The sequence below is a fragment of the Chitinophaga sp. 30R24 genome (assembly GCF_049056765.1).
In the GTDB taxonomy this organism is placed as follows: Bacteria; Bacteroidota; Bacteroidia; order Chitinophagales; family Chitinophagaceae; genus Chitinophaga.
The window spans coordinates 79,825-105,238 of record NZ_JBJGXX010000009.1 but is presented as its reverse complement, the minus strand read 5'-3'; the positions used below and the strand labels follow the sequence as shown (position 1 = coordinate 105,238).

At 44.8% G+C, this 25,414-nt stretch carries 21 protein-coding genes; 14 read left to right on the top strand and 7 right to left on the bottom strand.

Features of this window, described 5'->3' with window-relative positions; translation table 11 throughout:
- The first annotated feature begins 20 nt into the window (after positions 1-20).
- The 8 genes from ureG (at position 21) to ACDQ55_RS17050 (ending at position 9,969) form a co-directional block, all read left to right on the top strand.
- Entirely contained in the window at positions 21-659 is a 639-nt protein-coding gene (gene ureG / locus ACDQ55_RS17085) for an urease accessory protein UreG (protein WP_420982670.1), read from the top strand.
- Positions 656-1,435, top strand: coding sequence for an urease accessory protein UreD (locus ACDQ55_RS17080; RefSeq protein ID WP_420982669.1), 780 nt, complete (start codon positions 656-658; stop codon positions 1,433-1,435). The genes ureG and ACDQ55_RS17080 overlap by 4 nt, the downstream gene beginning before the upstream one ends.
- Positions 1,436-1,444: 9 nt before the next feature.
- On the top strand, positions 1,445-2,149 hold the full coding sequence (locus tag ACDQ55_RS17075; protein ID WP_420982668.1) for a hypothetical protein: 705 nt from the start codon (positions 1,445-1,447) through the stop codon (positions 2,147-2,149).
- Between the two features lie 43 nt (positions 2,150-2,192).
- The gene (locus ACDQ55_RS17070; protein WP_420982667.1) at positions 2,193-4,655 is read left to right on the top strand and encodes an AsmA-like C-terminal region-containing protein; all 2,463 of its coding nucleotides are present in this window, start codon (positions 2,193-2,195) and stop codon (positions 4,653-4,655) included.
- Positions 4,656-4,796: 141 nt separating this feature from the next.
- Positions 4,797-6,170, top strand: a complete 1,374-nt coding sequence (locus tag ACDQ55_RS17065; RefSeq protein ID WP_420982666.1) for a 3' terminal RNA ribose 2'-O-methyltransferase Hen1 — start codon at positions 4,797-4,799, stop codon at positions 6,168-6,170.
- Between the two features lie 29 nt (positions 6,171-6,199).
- On the top strand, positions 6,200-6,367 hold the full coding sequence (locus ACDQ55_RS17060) for a hypothetical protein (protein ID WP_420982665.1): 168 nt from the start codon (positions 6,200-6,202) through the stop codon (positions 6,365-6,367).
- A 21-nt stretch (positions 6,368-6,388) separates the two neighbouring features.
- Positions 6,389-8,992, top strand: a complete 2,604-nt coding sequence (locus ACDQ55_RS17055) for a polynucleotide kinase-phosphatase (RefSeq protein ID WP_420982664.1) — start codon at positions 6,389-6,391, stop codon at positions 8,990-8,992.
- 29 nt (positions 8,993-9,021) lie between these two features.
- Entirely contained in the window at positions 9,022-9,969 is a 948-nt protein-coding gene (locus ACDQ55_RS17050; protein ID WP_420982663.1) for an NADP-dependent oxidoreductase, read from the top strand.
- A gap of 60 nt (positions 9,970-10,029) precedes the next feature.
- On the opposite strand, the gene manA is transcribed toward ACDQ55_RS17050, so the two are convergent.
- A complete protein-coding gene (manA, locus tag ACDQ55_RS17045; RefSeq protein WP_420982662.1) occupies positions 10,030-11,232 on the bottom strand; it encodes a mannose-6-phosphate isomerase, class I in 1,203 nt (400 codons plus the stop codon).
- Between the two features lie 139 nt (positions 11,233-11,371).
- On the opposite strand from manA, the gene ACDQ55_RS17040 reads away from it, so the two are divergent.
- A complete protein-coding gene (locus ACDQ55_RS17040; protein ID WP_420982661.1) occupies positions 11,372-11,773 on the top strand; it encodes a YraN family protein in 402 nt (133 codons plus the stop codon).
- Positions 11,774-12,357: 584 nt separating this feature from the next.
- On the opposite strand, the gene purB is transcribed toward ACDQ55_RS17040, so the two are convergent.
- A complete protein-coding gene (purB, locus tag ACDQ55_RS17035) occupies positions 12,358-13,695 on the bottom strand; it encodes an adenylosuccinate lyase (protein WP_420982660.1) in 1,338 nt (445 codons plus the stop codon).
- Positions 13,696-13,835: 140 nt separating this feature from the next.
- Here purB and ACDQ55_RS17030 point away from each other — a divergent pair, with 140 nt between their 5' ends.
- Both ACDQ55_RS17030 and ACDQ55_RS17025 read left to right on the top strand, forming a co-directional pair.
- Positions 13,836-14,603 carry a menaquinone biosynthetic enzyme MqnA/MqnD family protein gene (locus tag ACDQ55_RS17030; protein WP_420982659.1) on the top strand — a complete coding sequence of 256 codons (768 nt, stop codon included), beginning with the start codon at positions 13,836-13,838 and terminating at the stop codon, positions 14,601-14,603.
- 118 nt (positions 14,604-14,721) lie between these two features.
- Entirely contained in the window at positions 14,722-15,381 is a 660-nt protein-coding gene (locus ACDQ55_RS17025) for an NADPH-dependent F420 reductase (RefSeq protein WP_420982658.1), read from the top strand.
- Between the two features lie 59 nt (positions 15,382-15,440).
- Here ACDQ55_RS17025 and ACDQ55_RS17020 read toward each other — a convergent pair whose 3' ends face one another.
- Positions 15,441-17,078, bottom strand: a complete 1,638-nt coding sequence (locus tag ACDQ55_RS17020) for a M1 family metallopeptidase (protein WP_420982657.1) — start codon at positions 17,076-17,078, stop codon at positions 15,441-15,443.
- Positions 17,079-17,228: 150 nt separating this feature from the next.
- Here ACDQ55_RS17020 and ACDQ55_RS17015 point away from each other — a divergent pair, with 150 nt between their 5' ends.
- Both ACDQ55_RS17015 and ACDQ55_RS17010 read left to right on the top strand, forming a co-directional pair.
- Complete coding sequence (locus tag ACDQ55_RS17015; RefSeq protein WP_420982656.1) at positions 17,229-18,773, top strand: ABC transporter substrate-binding protein; 1,545 nt, start codon at positions 17,229-17,231, stop codon at positions 18,771-18,773.
- A gap of 199 nt (positions 18,774-18,972) precedes the next feature.
- Positions 18,973-19,752: an acyl-CoA desaturase gene (locus tag ACDQ55_RS17010; protein ID WP_420982655.1), complete on the top strand. Its 780-nt coding sequence runs from the start codon at positions 18,973-18,975 to the stop codon at positions 19,750-19,752.
- Between the two features lie 125 nt (positions 19,753-19,877).
- Here the strand turns inward: ACDQ55_RS17010 and ACDQ55_RS17005 are convergent, their stop codons facing one another.
- Genes ACDQ55_RS17005 through ACDQ55_RS16990 form a run of 4 tightly spaced genes read right to left on the bottom strand, consistent with a single transcriptional unit; the run spans position 19,878 to position 23,439 of the window.
- Entirely contained in the window at positions 19,878-20,465 is a 588-nt protein-coding gene (locus ACDQ55_RS17005) for an HAD-IB family hydrolase (RefSeq protein WP_420982654.1), read from the bottom strand.
- The gene (locus ACDQ55_RS17000; RefSeq protein ID WP_420982653.1) at positions 20,462-21,193 is read right to left on the bottom strand and encodes an SDR family oxidoreductase; all 732 of its coding nucleotides are present in this window, start codon (positions 21,191-21,193) and stop codon (positions 20,462-20,464) included. Before ACDQ55_RS17000 ends, ACDQ55_RS17005 begins: the two co-directional genes overlap by 4 nt.
- A 27-nt stretch (positions 21,194-21,220) precedes the next feature.
- The gene (locus ACDQ55_RS16995; protein WP_420982652.1) at positions 21,221-22,552 is read right to left on the bottom strand and encodes an FAD-binding protein; all 1,332 of its coding nucleotides are present in this window, start codon (positions 22,550-22,552) and stop codon (positions 21,221-21,223) included.
- A complete protein-coding gene (locus ACDQ55_RS16990) occupies positions 22,552-23,439 on the bottom strand; it encodes a decaprenyl-phosphate phosphoribosyltransferase (RefSeq protein WP_420982651.1) in 888 nt (295 codons plus the stop codon). Before ACDQ55_RS16990 ends, ACDQ55_RS16995 begins: the two co-directional genes overlap by 1 nt.
- 104 nt (positions 23,440-23,543) lie before the next feature.
- Here ACDQ55_RS16990 and ACDQ55_RS16985 point away from each other — a divergent pair, with 104 nt between their 5' ends.
- On the top strand, positions 23,544-25,172 hold the full coding sequence (locus ACDQ55_RS16985) for a hypothetical protein (RefSeq protein ID WP_420982650.1): 1,629 nt from the start codon (positions 23,544-23,546) through the stop codon (positions 25,170-25,172).
- Positions 25,173-25,414: the final 242 nt, after the last annotated feature.

Sequence of the window (25,414 nt, the reverse complement as noted above, 5' to 3'; positions counted from 1 at the left end):
CTATCATAAAATCATTGCAAATGACAACAAGAGAATATATTAAAATTGGGGTAGCCGGCCCCGTTGGCTCTGGTAAAACAGCGCTGATAGAGCGGCTCACCAGGCAAATGGCCACTACCTACCAGGTGGCTGTTATTACCAATGATATTTATACCAGGGAAGACGCAGAATTTTTAACCCAAAATAGCCTGCTGCCCGCCGAGCGCATCATTGGTGTGGAAACGGGTGGTTGTCCTCATACTGCTATCCGCGAGGATGCCAGTATGAACCTGGAAGCCGTAGAGGAAATGGCCCGCCGTTTCCCGGACCTAGAGATCATCTTCATAGAAAGTGGAGGAGATAATCTCTCCGCTACTTTTAGCCCCGATTTGGCCGATGTTACCATTTTTGTGATTGATGTAGCGGAAGGTGATAAGATACCCCGTAAGGGTGGTCCCGGTATTACGCGCTCCAACCTGCTTGTAATCAATAAAACAGACCTTGCGCCCTATGTGCATGCGGATCTGGACGTAATGGAGCGGGATGCCCGTAAAATGCGGCAGGGGCAGCCTTTCGTATTCACCGACCTTATGAGCGGTAAAGGATTGCAAGACGTGATTAACTGGATCAAACGGTATGCTTTATTAGAAGATATAGCAGAGCCTAACTTGTGGAAATGATCAGCGAATTGAAAATACTAACCGGGAAGAGGGGGGCACAAACTTTTTTACAGTCTTGCTATTGTACCCGTCCTTTTAAAGTGGCCAATATAAGGGAAGAACGGCATGATCCGGTGTTGCGCCTGATGATGATGAGCTCTTCCCCAGGTATGTTAGACCGGGATCATTACCGTTTGGATATTACTGTGGCAGCAGGTACTTCCCTGCACCTGCAAACGCAGGCTTACCAGCGTCTTTTTCATATGGAAACCGGCGCCCGGCAGGAAATGCGGGTGGAGTTATTACCAGGCAGCAGTTTTACTTTCCTGCCACATCCTCTGGTGCCCCACGAGAAAGCTACCTATACCGGCTATACGAATATTTATTTGTCGGACAATTGCCGGTTGATATGGAGTGAGATCATTACTTGCGGGCGGCGGCTTAATGGAGAAGTGTTCCGGTTTACTAAACTGCATAGTGTTACCCAGGTGTACAAAGATGGTCAGCTATTGTTGAGAGACAACCTCCTGATGCAACCTGGGAGCAACGATTTTCAGGCAATGGGATGGATGGAGGGCTATACCCATCAGGCCACCTTTCTTTTTTTTGATACCCAGGTGGCAACCCCCCTGGCCGAAACTGCGGACCTGCTTTACCGTTATCTGGAAACCCAGCTCCATATGCTGGCCGGTATTACACGTACACATGGCAACGGTATACTGGTAAGGCTGTTGGGATATAGCGGAGAACAGATGTATGCCTGCCATCAACAACTGGCCGCGCTTCTGCAGGTATAAAAACAGTGTATGACATTTATCGATAATAGCTTACTACTTACGGCAGTGACCATCAGTTGCTTACATACAGCGTCCGGGCCAGATCACTATGTACCTTTTATCGTTTTTTCCCGGACCCGGAAATGGTCTGTGGCCAAAACTATTGGTTGGACAGCCCTTTGTGGGCTGGGTCATGTTATGAGCTCCCTGCTGATAGGAATGGCCGGTGTAGTGCTCGGCTGGCAGTTGTCACGGTTTACTACGATCACAGAAGTACGCGGAGGCATTGCTGGTTGGGCTTTGTTGGTACTGGGATTGTTTTACCTTATCTGGGGGGTATATAAAGCCATTGCTAATCAGCCACACAAACATTTTGATGTGTATGAAGATGGTGATATGTATGTGTACCAGCATCGTCATAATGAGGTTTATGTAGTGCCACAGCGGCGTATCCGGGTAACTCCCTGGATATTGTTTGTGATCTTTGTAATGGGCCCTTCGGAACCATTGTTGCCATTGCTGTTTTATCCGGCAGCCCAGCAATCGGTAGCTGGCATCATAGTGCTGGTGGTAACTTTTACCCTCTTTACCATACTTACTATGATCGTTATGGTACTGTTGGGATATTATGGTTTTTCTATGATGAAACCCGTCGTTACAGAGAGATACATGGCTGCCATCAGTGGTGCGGCCGTTACTATATGCGGAGCAGGCATGGTTTTTATGGGTTGGTGAACTGTTTAACCATTCAGCTGTTATAGCAGTTAAACCTTTCTGTATGCGAAAATGGCTCAGGATCATCTTTATCACCAGCGGAATCGTAATAGCGCTTTTGCTGTTATTATTCCTGGGTATGACCTGGTACATACATGCCAACAAGGAAGATTTTTTAAAGCAGATCGCCGCACAGGTAAATGAGAGGATCAGCGGTACTATCAGTATCCAGGATATGGAGTCTTCTGTATGGCGAAGCTTTCCCAATGTATCTATAGGCCTTAAAAAAGTAGTGCTGCAAGACAGTACCTGGCAATATCATCATCATGCTTTATTGGATGTAAACTATATCTATGTAAAAGTGAACACCCTCTCACTGTTACGCAAGCACGTAGCAATAAGTGATATTACTTTGCAGGATGGTACCGTTTTTTTATATACAGATACCAGCGGCTATTCAAATACGTATGTATTGCGGGCATCCGGCGGCAACCGGCATAGTGGTTACCGGGATGCCGAGATTAAACAGCTGCTGCTGCGGAATATCTATTTCGTAATAGATAACCGCCAGAAATTTAAACTCTTTCAACTAGACATTAAACAACTGGATGGTAAGATACTCGTTTCTGATAGTAGTATAGCGCTAACAATGACCTCCGACATTTTGTCGAAAAGCTTTGCCTTTAATACCAATAAGGGAAGCTATCTTCAAGGTAAGCGTCTGCAACTAAATCTCACCGTTAGCTATAACAAACGTACGAAGCTGTTACAGATACCAGAACAGGAAATTAAGATCGACGGCCATCCGGTGATGATTGCAGGGCAGTTTGGTTTTTCTGAAAAACCACCGCCTTTTCAGCTGAAGATAACGGCTAACCAGGTATTGCTTAAAGAAGCGGCATCCTGGTTATCTCCGGTTATCAGTGCCAAACTCACAAATATTACGCTTACCAAACCGCTGGACGCTTTTGCTGATATTGCAGGGTACCTGAAATTCCGGGATACACCGCATGTGGTGGTGAACTGGAAAACTACTGGAAACGTATTGGGTAGCCCCATAGGAGAATGGAAAAACTGCAGTTTTACCGGTAGGTTTAATAATGAAGTACTCCCCGGGAAAAGTCATAATGATGAAAATTCTGCGGTTAACATATTTGGTTTAAGTGCCGTATGGGCGGGGGTAACGCTGAAAGCGGATACCATCCGGGTAGTGAACTTGAAACAGCCTTTGTTACATGGTCATTTCCGTGCCGCTTTTCCCTTAACCAATCTAAATGATGGCGATAACGACGGCCCCCTGGTATTTAAAGGCGGTAGCGCAAATGCAGATCTATATTATACCGGACCCTTACAAAAGGGTGATAATACGCCTTCTGCATTGCAAGGAGTAGTGAACGTGCAACAAGGCACTTTTATTTATCAGCCGCGTAACCTGTCTTTCCACAATGCCAGCGCCACCTTGCGGTTTACCGGGGAAGACCTGTTGCTGGAAAACGTTAGGGTACAGTCTCAGCACAGTATTCTGCAAATGGATGGTATGGTAAAGAACTTATTGAACCTGTACTTTACCACACCAGATAAGATCCAGATCAGTTGGAATATCCGTAGCCAGTTGGTAGACCTTAACGAGTTTATAGGTTTCCTTGCGCCGCGCCTGCAAGTAGAAAGTAGCCGTAGCCGCCAGCGGGCCCGGATGGGAAGGGTATCCCGGCAATTGGATGTAGTATTGGCTTCCAGCAATGTAAAGATGCAGGTACTACTGGATAAAGTTATCTTTCAGCGGTTTGTGGCACAGCAGGTAAAAGCCAGTTTGGATCTAACGAATACGGATATACTGCTAAACCAGATTTCGCTGCAGCATGCCGGAGGTAGTATAGAAATGACGGGTACTATCCATCAGCAAGGCATCAATAATCTGTTTAATATACAAGCAGGTATCAATAATGTGAATATAAGCCAGCTTTTTTATGCCTTTGATAATTTTGGCCTTACTTCACTTACTTCGAAAAATTTACGGGGCACCGTATCAGCCAAAGTAAATATGAAGGGAAATGTTCTTGATAACGGCATATTGGCCAAACACTCTTTATACGGTAATATCAGCTGTAATCTGAGGAATGGCGCATTGGTCAACTTCGGGCCATTGATAGACATCAGCAATTTTGCTTTCCGTAAAAGGAGGTTGGATAGTATTACCATTGAAGACCTTTCCACTACTTTCCAGGTAGATGGCAATAAGATTACCATCCCGCCCATGCGGATTGCTTCCAGTGCCGTTAATATTGATGTATATGGCGTATATGGCATAGATGGCGGTACCAATATTAACATGGATATTCCATTGCGTAATCCAGCCAAAGATTCTGCTGTTAAAGACCGGACAGAGAGGCGTAAAAGAAGCAATAAAGGAGTTATTGTACACCTGCATGCCACGTCAGATAAAGATGGGAAGATGAAGATACAATTGGGCAAGGGGAAGCATGAAGACAGGGGGGCAGATAGCACGTATCTGCCAACAAACCTGTAACTACAGTGCCTATATAGTATAGGCAGGACTGTTATCAACCTATGAATTTTTATAATAGTTGATGGCTACATATAACAATATGTAATACCTTTGTTGTTAAAAATATTTAAAAGCGTGTTTCAAAGGAAACACAGTGTACCAATGTTATTAACTATTACGACTAAACGTTACCCCGCTACAGACTTAGGTTATCTGCTGCACAAACATCCTGCTAAAGTTCAGACCGTAGAACTGGCTGCTGGCTGCGCTCATATTTTTTATCCGGAAGCTACCGACCATTGTTGTACAGCGGCTTTGTTGCTGGACATTGATCCTATCCGGTTGGTGCGTGGAGGAAATGGAGGCCACGATTTTGCATTGGAGCAATATGTAAACGACCGTCCCTACGTTGCTTCTTCTTTCCTGAGCAATGCGATTGCGCATACTTTTGCTACAGCTATGAATGGCCGTTGTAAAGACAAGCCCCATCTGGTAGATGAGGCGATGCCATTTGAAATCAATTTATCCGTGTTGCCGGTAAAGGGTGGTGAAACGGTACTGCGCCAACTTTTTGAGCCACTGGGTTATGAAGTAAACGTACAGGCCTTTTTGCTGGATGCTCAATTTCCTGAATGGGGCCAAAGCCATTATTTTAAGGTTACCCTGCGGCATACCCTGCCGCTTAAAATAGTGCTTAGCCAGTTGTACGTATTGATACCGGTGTGTGATAACGACAAGCACTATTTTATAGGCGAACATGAAGTGGAAAAGCTCATAGAAAAAGGAAAGGGGTGGTTGGATGTTCATCCAGCCAAAGAGCTGATCACCCGGCGTTACCTGAAACATATTGCTCCCCTGGCTAAAGAAGCCTTGGGAAGGATTATGAAAGAGGAAGGTTCGTTATTGGAAGAGAAACCCGTAAAAGATAAAGATAAGGTACGTCTCCACGATGTCCGTTTGCAGGCGGTAAGGGACTTGCTATTGGAGCTGAAAGTAAGTACGGTGGCCGATCTGGGTTGTGGTGAAGGGAAGCTGCTCCGTTTGTTGATGGAGAAACCGGTTTTTAGTAAATTACTGGGAATGGACGTGAGCTACCATGCTCTGGAAATAGCAAAGGAAAAGCTGAAAATTGATCGGTTGCCGGAAGCACAACGGTCCAAGTTAGAGCTGATACATGGTTCATTAACGTACAGGGATAAACGTTTATCCGGATTTGACGCTGCTGTGTTGGTAGAAGTTATAGAGCACCTGGACATACCGCGCTTACAGACATTGGAGAAAGTGGTGTTTGAATATGCCCAGCCTCAACATGTGATTATTACTACGGTGAATGCAGCATATAACGTGATGTATGAAAAGCTCAGCAATGGAAGTTTTCGTCATAGCGATCACCGGTTTGAATGGACAAGGGCAGAGTTTGAAGCCTGGGCCAGCCAGGTTGGTGCGCAATTCGGGTATGAAGTGTTTTTCCGGCCGCTGGGTGAAGTAGTGGACAATTTGGGCGGTCCCAGCCAGTTGGCGTTATTTAAAAGATAGCCCTGCTCATGCATATAACATGATTCCCTATGACATTTGCAACATTACAACAACAACGTGCTTATATACTACTGGAGTGTATCAGTGGCAGCAGGGCTTATAACCTGCAAGTGCCCACATTACAATATATAGAGCAGCTGTATGCTACGTCAGACCTGCCGGAACATCCGGCCCCAGGATTGGCGGAGCTCTGTTAATCAGAATAAGAGAGGAATATTATGTCCCGAAGAAATAATAAATTATCACATATCTCCATACCGGAATTGTCGCTGGTATTATTGGTAGGCCCTTCCGGGGCCGGTAAGTCAACGTTTGCCCGTCAATTTTTTAAGCCTACTGAAATCATTTCTTCAGATACATGTCGTGGTTTAATCAGCGACGATGAAAACAACCAGGCTGTTTCTGCAGATGCATTTGAATTGGTAAGATTCATTGCAGCCAAGCGTTTGAAGCTTGGGTTACTTACTGTAATAGACGCTACTAATGTGCAGCCTGAGTCAAGAAAAGAATGGGTAAAGTTGGCACGTGAATACCACGTGTTGCCGGTAGCCATTGTGTTGAATATGCCTGAACAGCTGTGTCAGGAAAGAAATGACTTGCGTAACGACCGTCATTTCGGTAGCCATGTTATCCCGCAGCAATCCAGCCAGTTGAAACGCAGTATCCGTTATCTCCGGGAGGAGGGGTTTCGCCATGTTTTTGAGTTACGCTCGCAGGAAGAAGTTGCTTTCCTGGAAACGATCAGCCGGGTACAGTTGTACAATAATAAGAAAGAAGAACATGGCCCATTCGATATCCTTGGTGATGTGCATGGTTGCTACGATGAGCTTTGTACCTTGTTGGAAACATTAGGATACACCATTGATAAAGAAAATGCCCGGTTATTGAGCGCTCCCACAGCTACTACCGTAGATGGATATACGAGATATCGTAAGCCTGTATTCTTGGGTGATCTGGTAGACCGTGGTCCTAAGTCCCCGCAGGTATTGCGTTTGGTGATGGATATAGTAAATAATGGCATGGGGCTTTGCGTGCCAGGTAATCACGATGCTAAATTATTGCGCTTCCTCAATGGTAAGAATGTGCAGCTCAGGCATGGGTTAGAACAAACGGTGGCTCAGCTGGCCGGAGAAACGCCCGCGTTTTTGGAAGCTGTAAAAGCATTTATCGATGGCCTTGTAAGTCATTATGTGCTGGACGACGGAAAATTGGTAGTAGCACATGCCGGATTGAAGGAGAGCATGCAGGGGCGTGGGTCTGGTGCTGTGAGGGAGTTTTGTTTGTATGGCGAAACCACTGGCGAAACAGACGAATTGGGCCTCCCGGTGCGCTACAACTGGGCCCTGGAGTATAAAGGGAAAGCTATGGTAGTATATGGCCACACACCCGTGCCGGCTGCCGAATGGCTCAATAACACCATCGACATTGATACGGGTTGTGTTTTTGGCGTTTCCCTGACTGCCTTACGTTATCCGGAAAGAGAACTGGTGTCTGTGCCGGCGCTGGAACAATATGCTGTACCTGCACGCCCTATTGGTTATAATGCCAGTAGCCCACTGAGTGTACAACAGCAGTATGATGATATACTAGACATCGATGATTTTATTGGACGGAAAATATTGCAAACACGTTTTAGTCATAACATCACCCTCCGTGAGGAAAACAACATTGCAGCCCTGGAAGTGATGAGCCGTTTTAATGTAAATCCCAAATGGCTGATCTATTTGCCACCAACGATGTCGCCCGCTGAAACCAGCGAAGCATCCGGTTTTCTGGAGCATCCGGCAGAAGGACTGCAATACTTTAAAGAGGCCGGCGTAGAGAAAGTGATCTGTGAAGAGAAGCATATGGGCTCCCGTGTGGTAGTGGTGGTTTGTAAAGATCAATCAGTAGCAGAGCAGCGTTTTGGAATAACAGGGGAAGGTAACGGGGTAGTATATACGAGAACTGGCCGTAGCTTCTTCACAGAGAAAGAAACAGAACAGGATTTTATCAACCGGATCAACCAGGCGTTGATCCGTACAGGTTTTTATGATGCCTTTGATACCGACTGGGTATGTTTAGACGGAGAGCTGATGCCTTGGAGCGCCAAGGCGCAGGCGCTTTTACAGCAGCAATATGCTGCGGTAGGCGCTGCCGCCGGAAAAGCCCTGCCACAAGTGGTAACTGCCTTACATCAGGCCATTAGTAACCAGGTGCCTGCACAAGCTTTACTGGAAAAATACACACAGCGGTTGGAACAGGTGAATAATTATGTGGATGCTTACCGTCAATACTGTTGGCCTGTAAGCTCCCTGGATGATTATAAGCTGGCGCCGTTCCATATCATGGCTACGGAAGGGAAAACATATTTTGATAAGGATCATGAGTGGCATATGTCTGCCATAAAAAATATTTGCGTTGGTGATGAACAAATTTTGCTGGCTACTCCTTATCTTTTGGTAGAAACCGGAAATGAAGCCAGTGAACAAGCGGCTATCCAATGGTGGGAACAGCTCACTGGTAAAGGAGGTGAAGGGATGGTTATCAAGCCTTATACTTTCCTTCATCAGCATGAGAAAGGTCTTGTGCAGCCGGCCATTAAGATCCGCGGAAAGGAATACTTGCGTATTATTTATGGCCCCGAATACGATGCGGTAACTCATTTGAATCGTTTACGTACCCGTAAGCTTTCAGGTAAACGTTCGCTGGCATTACGTGAGTTTGCCCTGGGATTGGAAGGCCTGGAGCGGTTTGTAGCAAAAGCGCCCTTGCAGTTAGTGCATCAATGCGTATTTGGTGTGTTAGCCCTGGAAAGTGAACCGGTAGACCCACGGTTGTAATCATCTTTTATCATAATAAAATAACAATTATGAAAGCCGTAGCCGTAACTAAATTTAAAGATATTCCTGTAGTAATGGACCTTCCCACACCTGTTGTAAGGCCTGGTGCCGTATTGATCAAGGTGGCGGCGGCAGGTATCAATCCTTTTGATTGGAAAATGGTGGATGGCATACTGGACGGGAAAATGACGCACAGTTTTCCACTGATCATGGGTGTAGATGGGGCAGGTACAGTGGAGGAAATAGGCGAAGGTGTTACCCGCTTTAAAAAGGGTGATAAAGTATATGGCCAGTTTATTCATTCTCCTATAGGGGAAGGCTCCTATGCAGAATATGCCATTGTACCGGAAAAAGCAAGTATTACGTTGGCGCCTACCCGCCTTTCGGCGGTAGAAGCGGCGGCAGTGCCTACTGCGGGTATGACCGCCTTGCAATTATTGGATAAGCTGGATCTGAAGAAAGGAGAGGTACTGTTAATTAATGGTGCTACCGGTGGAGTAGGCTCATTTGCCACACAGCTGGCTGCTGCCAGAGGTATACAGGTGGTAGCCACCGTGAGGGATGAGGAAGCGGCTATACGTATGCAACAACTGGGTGCTACTGCTACCATTAACTACAAGACAGGGCCATTGGAAAAGCAGGTAAAAATGCAATTCCCTGCAGGGGTAGATGGGCTTATTGATCTGGTAAATGATGCTGCCGGATTTACAGCTCTTCTGGAACTAGTAAAGCCGGGCGGCACTGCGCTAACCACTACTTTTGTAGCAGATGAAAATGCCATGAAAGCAAAAGATATCCATGGGGGTAATTTTGAAACGCAAGGTAGCGCTGCCTCTCTTGATAAATTATCAATGATTATAGATGAAGGAGCATTGCGTATTCCGGTAGAAAATAAGATCGGATTAGAAGAAGTACCGGCTGCCATCGTATTGAGCCGGCAAGCGAAAGGAAATGGAAAAACGGTTATCGTTATCTGAGATACTACCTGGTTATCTTGTGCTGTGTACCTGATGTACACAGCACAAGATACTGGGTGGTTATATATTTACTGTTGCCTTAAATAGCATGGCATCGCTGTCTGTATTAATTTCGTATGCGGCGTTATAAGTAGTGAACACGCATTGTCCTTTATGTAAGTTCAAGGTATCATCTCCTTTAATAGTGGCGGCGCCACTTATCATAATCAATATTTCCGCCGCTTTAGCAGTGTATCTATACACTTCGCCCGCTTTAATAGTTATCTTACTTACTTCAAAATCTGGTGCCGGGGAAGGATATACTCTTTCCAGTCCATCTGCGTTTACCTCTCCTTTAATGATATGCGGATGTATGGCTTCAAAACGGGTGTGTTTCAGTAGTTCCGGTACATCTACATGTTTAGGCGTAAGGCCTCCACGCAATACATTGTCTGAATTGGCCATCAGCTCTACGTTTTGTCCTTCGAGGTAAGCATGAGGAACGCCGGCATCCTGGAATACGGCATCACCGGGTTGTACCTGCATGATGTTGAAGAAGTAGATAGAGAAGATACCACGATCAAGTTTGTCTATGCTGGCCGGGTCATTTAATACGGCGCGTGCTGCCCAGAAGCCGGGATCTGTTTTAGCCAGCTGGCCAGCCTTATATAATGGTATCATGCGGTCTGTCAGTGGGCGGAGAATAATATTCACCAATGATTGGGGCATTTCCATCACATTTTTATATAAACCGTAATAGCCTTCCTGTTCGAAGATGCTTACTAAAGACGTGAACTCTGGGATGGTGCTCAATACCGTTTTTAGCTCGGCCTCCGGTAAGAAACCGTGCAACAGGTAAAATTCACTTAACGCCACCATAATTTCAGGTTTATGGTTGTCGTCTTTGTAATTACGGTTAGGAGCATTTAAGGGGATGCCTTCTGCATTTTCTCTTGCAAAGCCTTTTTCTGCCTCTGTTTTGTTAGGATGTACCTGAATGGATAACATGTCTTTTACATCCAAGATCTTAAAAAGAAAAGGCAGCTCTTTGAATCGTTCCCATACAGCGGGGCCGGTAATGTTAGCAGGATCTTGCTGAATCAGTTGATTCAATGGCAGAGGCCCGTTGCTGGTAGTAATAAGTGACGGCGCACTGGGATGCGCGCCCATCCAGTATTCTGCAGAGGGTTGATCGGTTGTGGGAATGCCGAGCAATTCCGGGATATAAGTATATCCGCCCCACGCATAATGCTGTATTTTTCCTTCCAGTCTGAATAAGTTCATATGTAACAGTTTACTTGTTTAACAGCAGAGAAATGATAAATTTATATGCTTGCAAAAATAGGCGTTAAGCAGTAAATAGTTATCCGCTGAAAAATAAATATTTAACGTACTTGTTTGTTATCACCAATTCCTTCAGCACATGCTACATCATTTAAAGTTAGGGCAGCGGGGAGAAGCCATTGCACAGGCTTATGTACGCCAGTTCTGTTCCTTACGGCATCTAAATTGGAAGTCCGGTAAGCGGGAAATAGATATTATTGCAGAAAGGAACAATGTCATTTATTTTATCGAAGTTAAAACGCGTAGCTCTTCCCGTTATGGCTGGCCGGAAGAAGCGGTGGATTACCGTAAGCAGCAGCATATCCAGCAGGCTGCCGCAAATTATCTATTGCAATACGCACTATACCCAGCGGCTATCCGGTTCGATATTATTGCGATTACGTTTAAAGACAGGATAAAAGAGAGAGGAGTAGATAATGAATGTAGCGAGTATAATGAGCATCATGAATATGAGCTGATGCATTTTAAAGATGTTTTCTAAAAAGGCATGATTCATCTGATTGCTGGATTGGGAAAGATTATTTTTTGAGGTGATGAGAATGATCTTCTTTATCACTGAAAAGTGATATCTCTGTTTAAACGAAAATCATTTTTAGCAGTATCTGAAATCGTATACAGGCAGGCATTTTGCGGTTTTTCCTTTAACCAGTCATTAACAAAAAAATGAGTGTAAATATTCACTAATAACATGCATAATTTATATATTTGCAATGCTTTTAGAACCTACCCTTTGTGTTGTTATACACTTCCGGTATCCCGGTAGTTTTCAAGCAAATCATTTTCTCTGAAAGAATTTGGCACTGGTTATTTACTGACCTATGTGGATGACTATTTTATATTAACAAGAGAAATGACAGCCGGGATTACCCGTAACAACGATGAAAAGCAGGGAATAGAAATTAATACACCTTGATTGCGTTTGTTTAACCAAGGCTCAACAGCTGTAGCCATTGAAACGCATTGATCGCAAAGAAAAATTGCTTTCGGGAGTCCAGAAAAATAAAAGCTCCGTCTACCCGACGGAGCTTTTATTTTTTAAGCGATTACTAGCGCACATGAGATAGCTTACCAGATACCGGTATAGCTATGTGGCGTAATGGCTTTCAGTTCTTTTTTCAATGCGGCGCTGATTTTCAGGCCGTCGATGAATTTATGCATACGTTGTTGGGTGATCTGTTCTCCGCCACGGGTAAGCTCTTTCAGGGCTTCGTAAGGTTGTGGGTAGTTTTCACGGCGTAATACAGTTTGAATCGCTTCCGCCACTACAGCCCAGTTGTTTTCCAGGTCGTCTTTCAGTTTGGCTTCATTGAGGATCAATTTGCCCATACCTTTTTGGATAGACTTGGTAGCCAGCAGGGTATGACCAAAGGGTACGCCCAGGTTGCGTAGTACAGTAGAATCGGTAAGATCGCGTTGTAAGCGGGAAACCGGGAGTTTGGCGCTCAGGTGCTCAAATAAGGCGTTGGCCAAACCGAGGTTGCCTTCTGCATTCTCGAAATCGATCGGGTTTACCTTGTGTGGCATGGCAGAGGAACCCACCTCGTTTTTCTTGATCTTCTGTTTGAAGTAATCCATGGAGATATATGTCCATATGTCGCGGCAGAAGTCCAGCAATATAGTATTGATACGTTTCAGGGTATCAAATTGAGCGGAGATATTATCGTAATGTTCAATCTGGGTGGTGTACTTCATACGTTGCAGCCCCAGGGTATTATTAACAAATTTTTCCCCGAATTTTTCCCAATCAATCTTCGGAAATGCTACATGGTGGGCGTTGAAGTTACCGGTAGCGCCGCCAAATTTTGCGGCAAAAGGAATGTGTCCCAGTAAATTGATTTGTCCTTCCAGCCGCTCTACGAATACCAGTATTTCTTTACCGAGAATAGTAGGAGAAGCGGGTTGTCCGTGGGTACGGGCCAGCATGGGCACTTCCATCCAGGATTGGCCCAGCTTTTTCAATTCCAGGATCAGGTTAGCCAGTGCTGGCATGTAAACATGCTCTACAGCGTCTTTCCACAGGAGCGGCGTAGCGGTATTATTTACATCCTGGGAGGTAAGGCCAAAGTGCACCCATTCCATTCTATCTTCCAGGCCCAGGTTCTTCATTTCATTTTTAAGGAAGTATTCTACTGCCTTCACGTCGTGGTTGGTGATTTTCTCCGTATCCTTGATCAGTTGTGCGTTTTCTACTGTAAACTCCTGATATATTTTACGCAGGGCAGCATATTTGGTTTTAGGCAGCGCAAACACTTTCTGTTCGGCAAGTGCAATAAAGTATTCCACCTCTACCATCACACGGTAACGGATTAACGCAAATTCAGAGAAATAATTGGCCAGCTCGTCCAGTTGCTTGCGATAGCGCCCGTCCAGCGGAGAAATGGCAGTTAATGGTTGTAGTTGCATAATGTTTCTTTCCAGTATTACAATTAACTTGTTTATCCGGTTACAAGTGCTGATCGCATCCTGTATTTCAGGACGACGAATTTCAAATAGGACTTGTTAACCGGGATTTAATTACTTTTGCAGCTTCAAAATTACTGAAATTGGAACGGAAAGTAAAAGTTGCGGCTGTAAGTTATTTGAATACGAAGCCTTTATTGTTTGGATTCAAGGATCATCCGGTATTGGAGATGATGGAATTATCGATGGATTACCCAGCTAAGATTGCCCAGCAGCTGATAGATGGAGAGGTGGATGTAGCGTTGGTGCCAGTGGCTATTATTCCTAAATTGAAGGAATATCACATTATCGCAGATTATTGTATTGGCGCCGAAGGACCTGTGGCCTCCGTTTGTTTGTACAGTGAAGTGCCCTTAAATGATATTAAGCGCATTTATCTGGACTATCAAAGCCGCACTTCTGTAGCCTTGCTAAAGGTGCTGATACGTGAATATTGGAAACTGGATGTAGAATTTGTAAATACCAGCGATACCTACCAAGACAAGATCAAAGGTGCCGATGCCGGATTGGTAATAGGCGACCGGGCTTTGGTACAACGTAAGGTATCTCCATATATCTATGACCTGGCAGAACATTGGGTGCGCTTTACAAGCCTGCCTTTTGTGTTTGCTGCCTGGATCAGTAATAAACCGTTGCCCATTGATTTTATAAAAGCATTCAATGATGCTACGGGTACCGGTATCCGGAATATTCCTGCTGTAGTAGTGGAAAATCCTTATGAGGTATATGATCTTACTACTTATTATATACATAACATCAGTTATCCACTAACGCCTTCAAAAAAGCAAGGTATGCAGCGGTTCCTGGGTTATTTGCTGCAAGAGCAACCGGCAGCTGCCAGCGCCAGCTAAGGCCGTTGGCCGATCTTTTTTAGGTTAACAGCTAGTTCCTAACAGCTATCTGGCTTTGCTCTTTTTTAAGTATCTTCATGACTCGTGTTTCAATATTGGCTTAATTTAATACACAGTCATGAACATCGGCATCCTAGGAAGCGGTCCGGTAGGACTTACCCTTGGTAAAGGTCTTATCCAGTCCGGACACCATATCACTATTGGCACCCGTAATCCGTCGAAGGAATCTCTGCAACAATGGATAAAGCGGCAAGGGAAGCAAGCCACTGCTGGTACTTTCCGGCATGCCGCCGAATTTGGCGAGCTATTGTTGATCTGCACTAGTTGGATAGGTACCAAAAAGGCCATTGAGGCCGCCGGCATCTGGAATTTCAAGACAAAGACCGTAGTAGATGTTACCAATCCCCTCGATGGTAAAGGCCCCGATGAACATGGGCGGTTTACCTTCACGATCGGGCATAACTATTCTGCCGGAGAACAAATACAGGCGTGGTTGCCACCAGATGCTAATGTGGTGAAAGCCCTGAGTTGTATAGGCCACGAAAAGATGTTGCTGCCCGAATTCCAGGAAGGAGCCCCTACTATGTTTATTGCAGGTAATAATCCTGAGGCTAAAAAACAAGTAACAGACCTCTTATCGCAGATAGGATGGCAAGATGTGGCTGATATGGGCCGGATAGAAATGAGCCGCAGCATAGAGCCCCTCTCACTTTTATGGGCCGCTTACGGCTTTTTAAATAACAGTAACAATCATGCCTTCAGGCTATTAAAAAAATAAGGAGGAGAGATCATAGCCTGATTCCTCCTCCTTATTTTATAGGTTATTGCAGCTCCCTGCTACTTTACCTGTTTGGTATTAATGTAGAAGTTTTTGTCTACCTCAAAATCTTGGAGGTTGGTTAAAGTTGTATTGGCGCTATGCCATAACGTGCCGGGATATACTAACTTATAGCCATTGTCGTTTAGCTTCACTTTTACGGGCATATTAAAATCTTTTACATCAGAGCTCCAACGGAATTGTAACTGCCGTCCTACAAAGCGATATTCCAGGGTAGGAATGGTGGTATGGCGTAGGTATTGGTCGAATACCTTACTGAGGTCCATGCCTACCACCTTACTCATATAGTCTTCTACTTCCTTGGAGGTAACCGTTTTATGGTAGAAGGTTTGATTGAGTCCTCTGAGCAGCTGCCGGAAGGCTTCATCATTTTCCATGATCTGCCGGATGTTATGGATCATATTAGCGCCTTTATAATACATGTCTCCGCTGCCCTCGGCATTTACGCCATAAGGAGCAATAATGGGCACATCATTTTTAATATTCTTCCGCAAACCGATTACGTAAGCATTGCCGGCCTCTTTACCAAATTCGCATTCTGTATACAATGCTTCGGAGTAGTTGGTAAATGATTCGTGTATCCACATGTCGGCCAAGTCTTTGCTGGTAATGTTGTTGCCAAACCATTCATGTCCGCTTTCGTGTATGATCAGGAAATCCCATTTTAATCCCCATCCGGTACCAGACAGGTCGGTGCCCTTGTAGCCCATCCGGTAATTGTTGCCATAGGCGACTGCACTTTGGTGCTCCATGCCTAGGTAAGGTGCTTCAATGAGTTTGTAGCTGTCTTTATAAAAAGGATATTTTCCGAACCAATACTCAAAACATTTCAACATGGGCTTTACCACTTTGAAATGTTCTCTTGCCTTTTCTTCATTATAATCCAATACCCAGAAGCCGAGGTCCAGTTTACCGCCTTCGCCGGAATAGGTATCTTTCATTTCAATGTAGTTGCCGATGTTAAGGGCTACGTCGTAGTTGTTGATTGGGCTGCCAACATACCATACATAGGTATGGGTACCATCTGTATTAGGTATGATTTTCTTTAACCGTCCGTTGGATACGTCTACCAGGTCGTTGGGAACTGTAACCTGTATGGTCATTTCTTCCGGTTCGTCGCTCTGGGTGTCTTTATTGGGCCACCAGATGCTGGCGCCCAGGCCTTGGCAGGCGGTAGCGATCCAATGCCGGCCTTTTTCGTCCTGGGTCCATACAACGCCGCCATCCCAAGGGGCATTTTTTGCCCGCCGGGGCTTACCGCTATAGTATATGGTGATTTGTTTGGATTTATTTTTAGGCTGGGTAGATTTTAGTTGTATAAACCAGGCATTACTATCGCGGGTAAACGATAAAGATTTTTTATCCTGTAATACGCTGTCAATGATCATTGGCGTTTGTAGATCTATCTGCATGACAGAGTCAACGCTCAATATCTGGTAAGTAATGGTATTGAAGCCACTGAAGGTGCTATCTTTCGGATTTACGTTTACATGCAGGTCGTATTTGGTTACATCCCACCAGGCACGCTGAGGGGTAATACTTCCCCGTAGCGTATCTGCTCTGCTGAACTGCTGTTGTTGAGCCGTTGCGGTAAAGATTGCCATTAGGGCCATAAAAAGCATCGGTATGCCGCGCATAATTCTTCGTATATTTTAACCTGAAAGATATTAATTTACTGCCAAATGAAAAGTTGTTATTGTCAGGCGGTTATATTGCCCTGTTACCTTATACTCTTAAGTATAGGAAGCTTATGGTCTTGCAAGAGCCCTTCAAAAGAGCATCGGCAGGTGTTCCGGTACAACAGCGCCAACGGTTTGGCTACGTTAGACCCCGCTTTTGCAAAAAGCCAGGAAGTGATATGGGCAGTGAAACAACTATATAATACCCTGGTAGAAACAGACAGTAACCTGGAGATCCGCCCTTCGCTGGCGAAAGCCTGGTCTGTTGCTGCAGACCACAGGACCTATACTTTCCACTTGCGTACAGATGTTTATTTCCATGATAGCGACATCTTCCCGGATGGGAAGGGGCGTCGTATGACGGCCCAGGATGTAGTATACAGCCTCCGGCGCATTATGGACCCCGCCACCGCTTCTCCCGGCGCCTGGATTTTTAATGGTAAATTGAGTGCAGATACGGGGTTTACCGCACTTAACGATTCTACTTTTCAACTCACCCTTTACCGGCCTTTCCATCCGGTGTTAGGCATATTAAGCATGCAATACTGTTCTATAATACCACATGAAGCCATAGCAAAGTACGGGAAGGATTTCCGTAACCACCCCTGTGGCACCGGGCCATTCCGGTTTTTCTTATGGGATGAAGGACAGGCGCTGGTACTGCACCGCAATCCTGCTTATTTTGAAAAGGATGCCAAGGGCCGTAACCTACCTTATCTGGATGCGGTGCAAGTTAGCTTCCTGGAAAGTAAGGCATCTGAGTTTCTCTTGTTCAGGCAAGGGCAATTAGACTTTATGAATGATATAGATGCCTCCTTTAAAGACGAGGTATTAACCAAACAGGGGCAATTGCGAAAGGAATGGATAGGTAAAATGCAGCTCAGCAAACATGCTTACCTGAATACAGAATACCTGGGCTTTTTGGTAGACAGTAGCAACCCACTTGTCCGTGAATCGCCATTGCGCCTCAAAAAAATACGGCAGGCCATCAATTATGGTTTCGACAGGATCAAGATGATGACCTATCTCCGCAACGGTATTGGTACAGCTGCGTTGTCGGGCTTTGTTCCGGCAGGGTTGCCTTCTTTTGATAGCGTAAAAGTAAGCGGGTATTATTATAACCCGGTATTAGCCAGACAGTTGCTGCGGGAAGCCGGGTATCCCGATGGTAAAGGGCTTCCGGTGATCAAATTACTATCTATTCCTTCTTATGCCGACCTGGGCAATTATTTAGCTAATCAGTTACAGGAAATAGGTATGCATATAGAAGTGGAAGTAGTACAGAAGAGTTTGCTACTGGAGCAAACCGCTAAATCCCAGGCACTTTTTTTCCGGGCCAGTTGGATAGCCGACTACCCGGATGCAGAAAGCTACCTGGCTATGTTTTATAGCAAAAACCCGGCGCCACCTAACTATACCCGTTACCATAATCCTACTTTTGATCAGCTGTATGAAAGGGCGCTGGAAGAGAATAATGATAGCAGCCGGTATGTTTTATATCAGGAAATGGACCGGATGATTATAGCAGATGCTGTTGTGGTACCGTTATTTTATGATGAAGTGATCAGGTTGGTGCAACCTAATGTTAGCGGATTAGTGAATAATGGAATGAATCTGTTGGAGCTACGAACGGTGCAAAAAAACGTTCCCTGAGTGATGAAAAAACGTCCGCAAATGCCTTCATTAAAAAAACGTCGGCTGGCTGTACCCGCTGAAAACCAATACAGTAAAGGGAAAAATTAAATTTAAAATTATTTTAACGTTTCCTTCACTAAGCTACGTTTTTTTTGTCCTTTATATCTACCTATTTAGATTACCTTTGGCACTTATTTGTCAATTTTAAAGTATAGAAATGACGGCGATCCTGATATTCTTTTGTGTGCACTGGTTCTTTTCATTGTTCTTTCACACATTCTATTTACACAGATACGCATCTCATCAGATGTATACTACCAGCAAATTCTGGGAGCGTTTCTTTTATTTTTCTACCTGGTTTTTCCAGGGGTCATCATATTTGATTCCAAGAGCTTATGGGGTTATGCACCGCATGCACCACGAGTATAGTGATACAGAAAAAGACCCGCATTCTCCTCACTTCTTTAAAGATGTGTGGACGATGATGGTGCAAACCCGTAAAATATATGGCGGTTTTGTAGACCGTACCAGTACCATAGATCCTAAGTTTACAGCGGAACCATTACCAGAATGGGATGCGATGGATAAATTCGGCGACAGCAATATTACACGCTTTGCGTGGATGGCCGCTTATATCGCTTTTTATGTTGCTTTTGTTCCGGCTGGCATGTGGTATCTCTATTTATTGTTGCCTATTCACTTCCTGATGGGGCCTGTACAAGGCGCTATCGTTAACTGGTGCGGACATAAATATGGTTACCAGAACTTCGACAATGGCGATCATTCCAGGAATACTTCTCCATGGGGTATTGTATTAATGGGAGAGTTGTTTCAGAACAACCACCATAAGTTTAAGGATAGTCCTAACTTTGCCAAGAAATGGTATGAGCTGGATCCTAGCTATCAGGTGATGAAATTGCTGAATGTAATGGGTATCATCAAGCTTAAGCCAGCAGTGGTTACACCAGCCCAGCTGAAAGAAGCGAAAGCTGCATAATAACACTGTACAATCAATCTGTTACAATAATAAAAGTGCCTTACCGTAAATGGTGAGGCATTTTTTATTATTGGCTGCCCTTTAATTGTTACCTCGTGATAGGGCTGTTATGGCGGTATCCGGATTTAGCTAAATGCTCTATATGAAACGTAATGGGCGAGCGACAACATGGGCAGATCCCCTTTACTGTCGCCGTAGGCATATATTTCCCGGAAGTTTTCGAGGTGGTAAGCCTGCCGGATGCGATTTACTTTTTCTTCCCCATTGCAATTGATGCCTCGTATCTTTCCGGTAATGCTTTTATTTTTTATCTCAAGCCGGGTGCCCAGGCAGATAATATTTTCAGATCTGCACCAGGGCGCTACCCAATCTTGTGCAGAGGCGGTTACCACTACCACATGATGTCCTTGTTGCTGGTGATTGCGTATGGCTGTCAACGCTTCGGGGCGGATAATGGCCGGTAGCCGCTGTGCGCAGAAATCTTCACAATAACGGGTAAAATCAGCGGCAGGCATCTCTCCGAAAAAATATCCCAATACCTGTTCTTTTATATGTTGGGCAGTGGTTAGCTTTAATTTAAATTGTACCAGGGCTGGCAGCAATTGCACAATGCCGGCATACATAGCCGCCCTGCCTTTATGGAAGCGAATAATTTCCCAGAGCGTATCCCGGTTGGTGATAGTACCGTCGAAGTCAAATAAAGCAATCGTCAAAGTGAAAGTTTTTTGAAAATACCTTCCGGTATCAGTTTGATAATGAGCATAATGTATTTCCAATGCCATTTCACGTATATCGTATGCTGTTGTTTACGGACTGCTTTAAATATAGCTTCGGCCACCGCGGTTGGTTGTGCGGTTAGCAGCGGTGGGAGTGTGAGGTGTTGCGTCATTTGGGTATTAACGAAACCTGGTTTTACCGTGATAACGTGTACACCGCTGCGATATAACCGGTTGCGTAATCCACTGAGATAGGCGGTAAACCCGGCTTTAGCGCTGCCATAAATATAATTGCTTTGGCGCCCGCGTTCTCCGGCTACCGAGCTGATGCCTATAATAGTGCCCCGGTTAACTGCTACATAATTGTCTGCAATGATATTTAAGATAGACACAGCGCCGGTATAATTGGTATGAATAATCGCTGCAGATTCCAGCCAGTTTTGTTGCGCTTTTTCCTGGTCGCCCAGGTAGCCAAATACGCAAACGGTGATATCTGGCGTTGTGGGTAATGCATGATAGAATCCGGCATGGGTATTAAAATCGGTCGCGTTAAAAGTGTGGGTGGTGGCGGTGATCCCATAGCGTACCTGCAGGTCTTGCTGCTGTGGTAAGAGTGCAGAGGCGTCCCGGCCAGCTAGTTGTATATCATATTTTGCAGCGGCGAATTTTCTGGCAATGGCAACGGCAATGTCGGAGCCAGCGCCTAATAGTAGTACTGTTGGCATGTGAGGTGTATCGTTAAAACAAGGTGACTATTTAGTTAATAATAAACGTTCAGATTGGCGGGATTCGAAACGGGCGCCGGAATTATACTGCTGGATAATGTTAGCAAACTGTTGGGCATTAGGGTAGCTGTTCCAGAAAACCTCCTGTTTCATCCGGGCATCTTTGGAGAGGTACAACCGGCCGCCATATTGCAGCACAATTTTGTCGAGTTCGTCAAGGAATTCGAACAGTCCTTTCCGGATGGGGAAGTCTAGCGCCAGGGTGTAACCTTCCATGGGGAAGGAAATCAGGCTGTCTTGTTTACCAAATACTTTCAACACGGCAAGGAAGGAGCCCCAGCCTTTTTCACTGATCCGTTGCAGGATATTGATCAATCCTTCTTTTTGGTTAAGGGATACTACAAATTGGTATTGTACAAAGCCTGCTTTGCCATAGCCCCGGTTCCAGTGCAGGATGGCATCCAGTGGATAAAAGAAAGGTTCGTAAGGGATGATTTTGTGCATCACCTTCTTGTAATTTTTACCGTAATACAGCCAGTTGAAGGCTTTCACTGTAAAAGTATTCAACGCAAAGGATGGTAGGTTAAAGGGAAGGGTGAGCTTTCGTTTAGCCGGAAGGGTAAGCGGAGCCTTCCTTTGTTCAAGTGTTAATTCTTCAGGGGCAGCATGTTCTCCTACAATAAGGATGCTCCGGCCAAAGGAAGCGCCTTTTTGCAGGCAATCTATCCAAGCCATGGAGTAGGTATAATGTTTATACTCATCGAACAGTTGCAGTACTTCTTCCAGGTTGCGGGCTTTCAGTTGGGTTTGGCGGATATAGGCGGTAGCCACTTTTTTGAGACGGAATTTCACCCGTGTAATCACGCCTGTTAGTCCCATACCTCCACAGGTAGCCCAAAAGAGGTCTTCGGCTTGGTTGGGTGCGCAGCGGATAGTTTCACCAGTGGCAATGAGTACGTCCATATCTATAATATGACCAGAGAAAGCGCCATCTACGTGATGGTTCTTACCATGCACGTCGGAGGCTACGGCTCCGCCAATGGTAATATACTTGGTGCCTGGGGTAACAGGAAGGAACCATCCCTGAGGAACGATGAGGTCTAATATCTGGTCGAGGGTAACACCAGCCTGTATATCCAGTATGCCCATGGCCGTATCCAGCGAAAGTACCTTGTCGTACTTCAGCATATTGATGCTGTGTTTGCCTAGTGAAGCATCGCCATAACAACGGCCATTTCCTCTGGCTATCATCCCGGAATGGGAAGCAATATATTTACGGAGTTGATCTTCCTGGGTAAAGAAATGTTCATCACTGTCAACAGTGGGGTAGTTTCCCCAGTTGGCTAACCGTTTTTGCATTATTCAAATATTTTTTTGTCTGTCGGTAAATAAATTAAAACATAAAAACTAAGTACCCACAGGATGATGGTTAATTGAATAAAACGGTCTTTATATAGGATTTTGGTGGGAGAACCAGTATTGTTCTCCACGTAGGTTATTTGCAAATATCGTAATAATCCGCCAATTACAAAGAGTGTGGTATAATAAAGGCGGTAGGTCTTAAAGCGGAGCTGTGTTTCAGGAGAGATGGTATAGGTTAGGTAGGCAACTATAATGATGGCAGATACCAGGGCGAGCATCACGTTCAGGAAATCGGAGTTATAGCCGCTGGCGGCTTTTCGCATATCCTTACCCGTGTCTTGTTTAATGAGTATATCATCGCGCCGTTTGGCGATGGCCATAAAGAGGGCAAGTAGGAATATCATGATCACCAGCCATTCGGAAAGGGGTACCTGGGCGGCCACCCCGCCGCATTTGGCGCGTAACACAAAACCGGTAGAAAGGATCATGATATCCAAGATGGAAATGTGTTTCAAGCCCAGGCAGTACAAGATATTCATGACGAAGTAAATGCTCAGGATAAAGACAAATTTGCCATTCACCAGCCACCCAAGACCATAACCAACTAGTATGCAGGCTACAAAAAGAACCAGGGCCGCCTGTTTGGAAATTTCTCCCGAAGCCAGCGGGCGTTTACATTTTACTGGATGTAGCCTGTCGGCTGCTATATCCTGGTAGTCGTTTAGAATATATATGCTGCTGGCAGTAATGCTAAAAGAGAAAAAGGCGATGACCAGCTCCAGTAATTTGGCTGTATTGAATAGTTCGCCGGCAAAAAAGAGCGGGATAAAAAGGAAGGTATTCTTTACCCAGTGCTTGGGTCTCAGTAACTTAATGTATTTCATGGGGGAACTAGAGTTGACACGTCGCCGCCAAATTACAATTAATTCGATTACTTTTGGCCTCCATTTTACAGTTGATTATAAACCACAACGAATCCCAAACCACTATGCCAGTTTTATCCCTACAACGCCAGAAATGGGTCATTGCCGAAAATATCCTCATTATTGCATTGGCGTTGGTGCCTTTGTTGGTGACTTTCCCTTACCGGGTCAATATTTTTTTATCGTGGGAAGGAGCCTACCGTATTTCCTCCGGGCAGATGCCTTTCAAAGATTTTGGGACGCCGTTGGGCTATGGGTTTTGGATTATTCCGGCTTTGTTTTTCAAGTGTTTTGGCCCGGAAATGATCACGCTGGTAAAGGCGCAGGTGTTCATTAACTTGTTGGCCGGTTTTTCTTTCCGGTCTATCCTGAGAACGCTGAACGTTAAACCAGGTGTGCGTTTCTTGTCGGTGCTGGTATTTGTATTGTCGTATTCCTTTTTTAATTTCTGGCCTTGGTACAATCATACGGTGATTGTATTTGAACTGATAGGGATCAGTTGTTTGCTACGGTCTTTTTTTACGGATATCCGGCTACGTAGTTACCTGTGGATGTTACTGGCTGCCTTTTTCATCTTCCTTTCCATTTTTACCAAACAAGATGGCGGGGGGATGGCTTTTATGCTTTGCCTGCTTTTTGTGGCCTACAATAGTTTTCAGACCCGTCGTTGGTGGGACTTGCTCCTGTTTCCCGGAATGGTACTTGGTATTGCCCTGCTTTTCATTGTGCCGCTGCTGCCGGGATTTGCTTATTGGTTTAACCATGGGCAACCGCCGCATAGCTCACGCTTATCCATCAACGATCTTACAGATGAAATATTGGGCAGTTCCAATTGGATCAAAGGATATGTGTTGTTGGTGGTATTATGTATTGCCGCCCGTTTAAAACAAGGAAAGGTTTGGTTACAGGAACGCAGAGAGGTATTATTTATATTGCTGACTTTGGGGATGCTGGGGGAAGCAGCCATTTTCCAGGTTACAAGTTATACGCCGCCAGATAATAATATCTTCTTTCATAGTTTTGCTTTTGCATTTATTACCAGCTATTTATGCGATTTATTGCAGGTAAATACTGATCGTGTCCGTCCTTTGTTGGGCGCTACGTTACTGGTATTGTTCTGGTGGTCTGGTACCTGGTGGAAGTATGTAAGCCGTTTTACGGACAGGTTGTTTCCTGCGCAGGAAATGGTGTTAAACGATCCTCATCATGAAAATGTGGTAAACCGGAGAAATTATATGATCAGCACAGATACGACAGACGTGCCGGTTACCCAATGGGTATTTTCAAACCTGAAGCCTTTGCGGAAAATTTATATGCCGGCCTCTACAGTAAAAGGGATAGACCGTGTGCTTGCCTTGCCGGTAGTAAAGGAGAAGAGGGAGAATATTAAGGTACTGAATATGACTGAGTTAACGCCTTTAGCTGCTGCTATGCCCTATCATCTGGAAACCGGGCCGGATATCCCGTTATGGTATCACCTGGGCGTAGGGATGTTTAACCGGCAATTGGCAGCCTATACACAGAAAGTAAGGGAGCATCATTATGACCTGGTGATTTTTGAATATGCTCCTGGTTTAAATAACTTTTTTCCCTTTGCTTTACGCAACGAATTGCAACAACAATATCACCAGGTTGATTCTTTTTTAGCGCCAAGGCGTCCAACAAATGCTATGATAGAAGTATATATTAAATAATATATATGATTTCCACTTGGCTAAGCTGTGAGGGTGTAATTATTTAATACTTTGTATTTTTTATATATGTTTAAAATGATTTATTTTTTTGGTGGCCACGTGTAATTTAGATATTTTTACAATACATTATTTAAAGGAAGCAAGAGGTGGAAAAATGAGCCAACCTGGTAGCCAGCTAACGATTAAAATACTATTATTATATTACCGGAACCAGCCATTTAATGGCTGGTTTTTTATTTTTC

What these genes read in the sequence shown, in the direction of transcription:
- ACDQ55_RS17065 (WP_420982666.1), top strand. Translation starts at nt 4,797, where the DNA reads ATGTTATTAACTATTACGACTAAACGTTACCCCGCTACAGACTTAGGT.
- ACDQ55_RS17080 (WP_420982669.1), top strand. Translation starts at nt 656, where the DNA reads ATGATCAGCGAATTGAAAATACTAACCGGGAAGAGGGGGGCACAAACT.
- ACDQ55_RS17055 (WP_420982664.1), top strand. Translation starts at nt 6,389, where the DNA reads ATGTCCCGAAGAAATAATAAATTATCACATATCTCCATACCGGAATTG.
- ACDQ55_RS17050 (WP_420982663.1), top strand. Translation starts at nt 9,022, where the DNA reads ATGAAAGCCGTAGCCGTAACTAAATTTAAAGATATTCCTGTAGTAATG.
- ACDQ55_RS17075 (WP_420982668.1), top strand. Translation starts at nt 1,445, where the DNA reads ATGACATTTATCGATAATAGCTTACTACTTACGGCAGTGACCATCAGT.
- ureG (WP_420982670.1), top strand. Translation starts at nt 21, where the DNA reads ATGACAACAAGAGAATATATTAAAATTGGGGTAGCCGGCCCCGTTGGC.
- ACDQ55_RS16995 (WP_420982652.1), bottom strand. Translation starts at nt 22,552, where the DNA reads ATGCAAAAACGGTTAGCCAACTGGGGAAACTACCCCACTGTTGACAGT.
- manA (WP_420982662.1), bottom strand. Translation starts at nt 11,232, where the DNA reads ATGAACTTATTCAGACTGGAAGGAAAAATACAGCATTATGCGTGGGGC.
- ACDQ55_RS17010 (WP_420982655.1), top strand. Translation starts at nt 18,973, where the DNA reads ATGACGGCGATCCTGATATTCTTTTGTGTGCACTGGTTCTTTTCATTG.
- ACDQ55_RS16990 (WP_420982651.1), bottom strand. Translation starts at nt 23,439, where the DNA reads ATGAAATACATTAAGTTACTGAGACCCAAGCACTGGGTAAAGAATACC.
- ACDQ55_RS17040 (WP_420982661.1), top strand. Translation starts at nt 11,372, where the DNA reads ATGCTACATCATTTAAAGTTAGGGCAGCGGGGAGAAGCCATTGCACAG.
- ACDQ55_RS17070 (WP_420982667.1), top strand. Translation starts at nt 2,193, where the DNA reads ATGCGAAAATGGCTCAGGATCATCTTTATCACCAGCGGAATCGTAATA.
- ACDQ55_RS17060 (WP_420982665.1), top strand. Translation starts at nt 6,200, where the DNA reads ATGACATTTGCAACATTACAACAACAACGTGCTTATATACTACTGGAG.
- ACDQ55_RS17020 (WP_420982657.1), bottom strand. Translation starts at nt 17,078, where the DNA reads ATGCGCGGCATACCGATGCTTTTTATGGCCCTAATGGCAATCTTTACC.
- ACDQ55_RS17000 (WP_420982653.1), bottom strand. Translation starts at nt 21,193, where the DNA reads ATGCCAACAGTACTACTATTAGGCGCTGGCTCCGACATTGCCGTTGCC.
- purB (WP_420982660.1), bottom strand. Translation starts at nt 13,695, where the DNA reads ATGCAACTACAACCATTAACTGCCATTTCTCCGCTGGACGGGCGCTAT.
- ACDQ55_RS16985 (WP_420982650.1), top strand. Translation starts at nt 23,544, where the DNA reads ATGCCAGTTTTATCCCTACAACGCCAGAAATGGGTCATTGCCGAAAAT.
- ACDQ55_RS17025 (WP_420982658.1), top strand. Translation starts at nt 14,722, where the DNA reads ATGAACATCGGCATCCTAGGAAGCGGTCCGGTAGGACTTACCCTTGGT.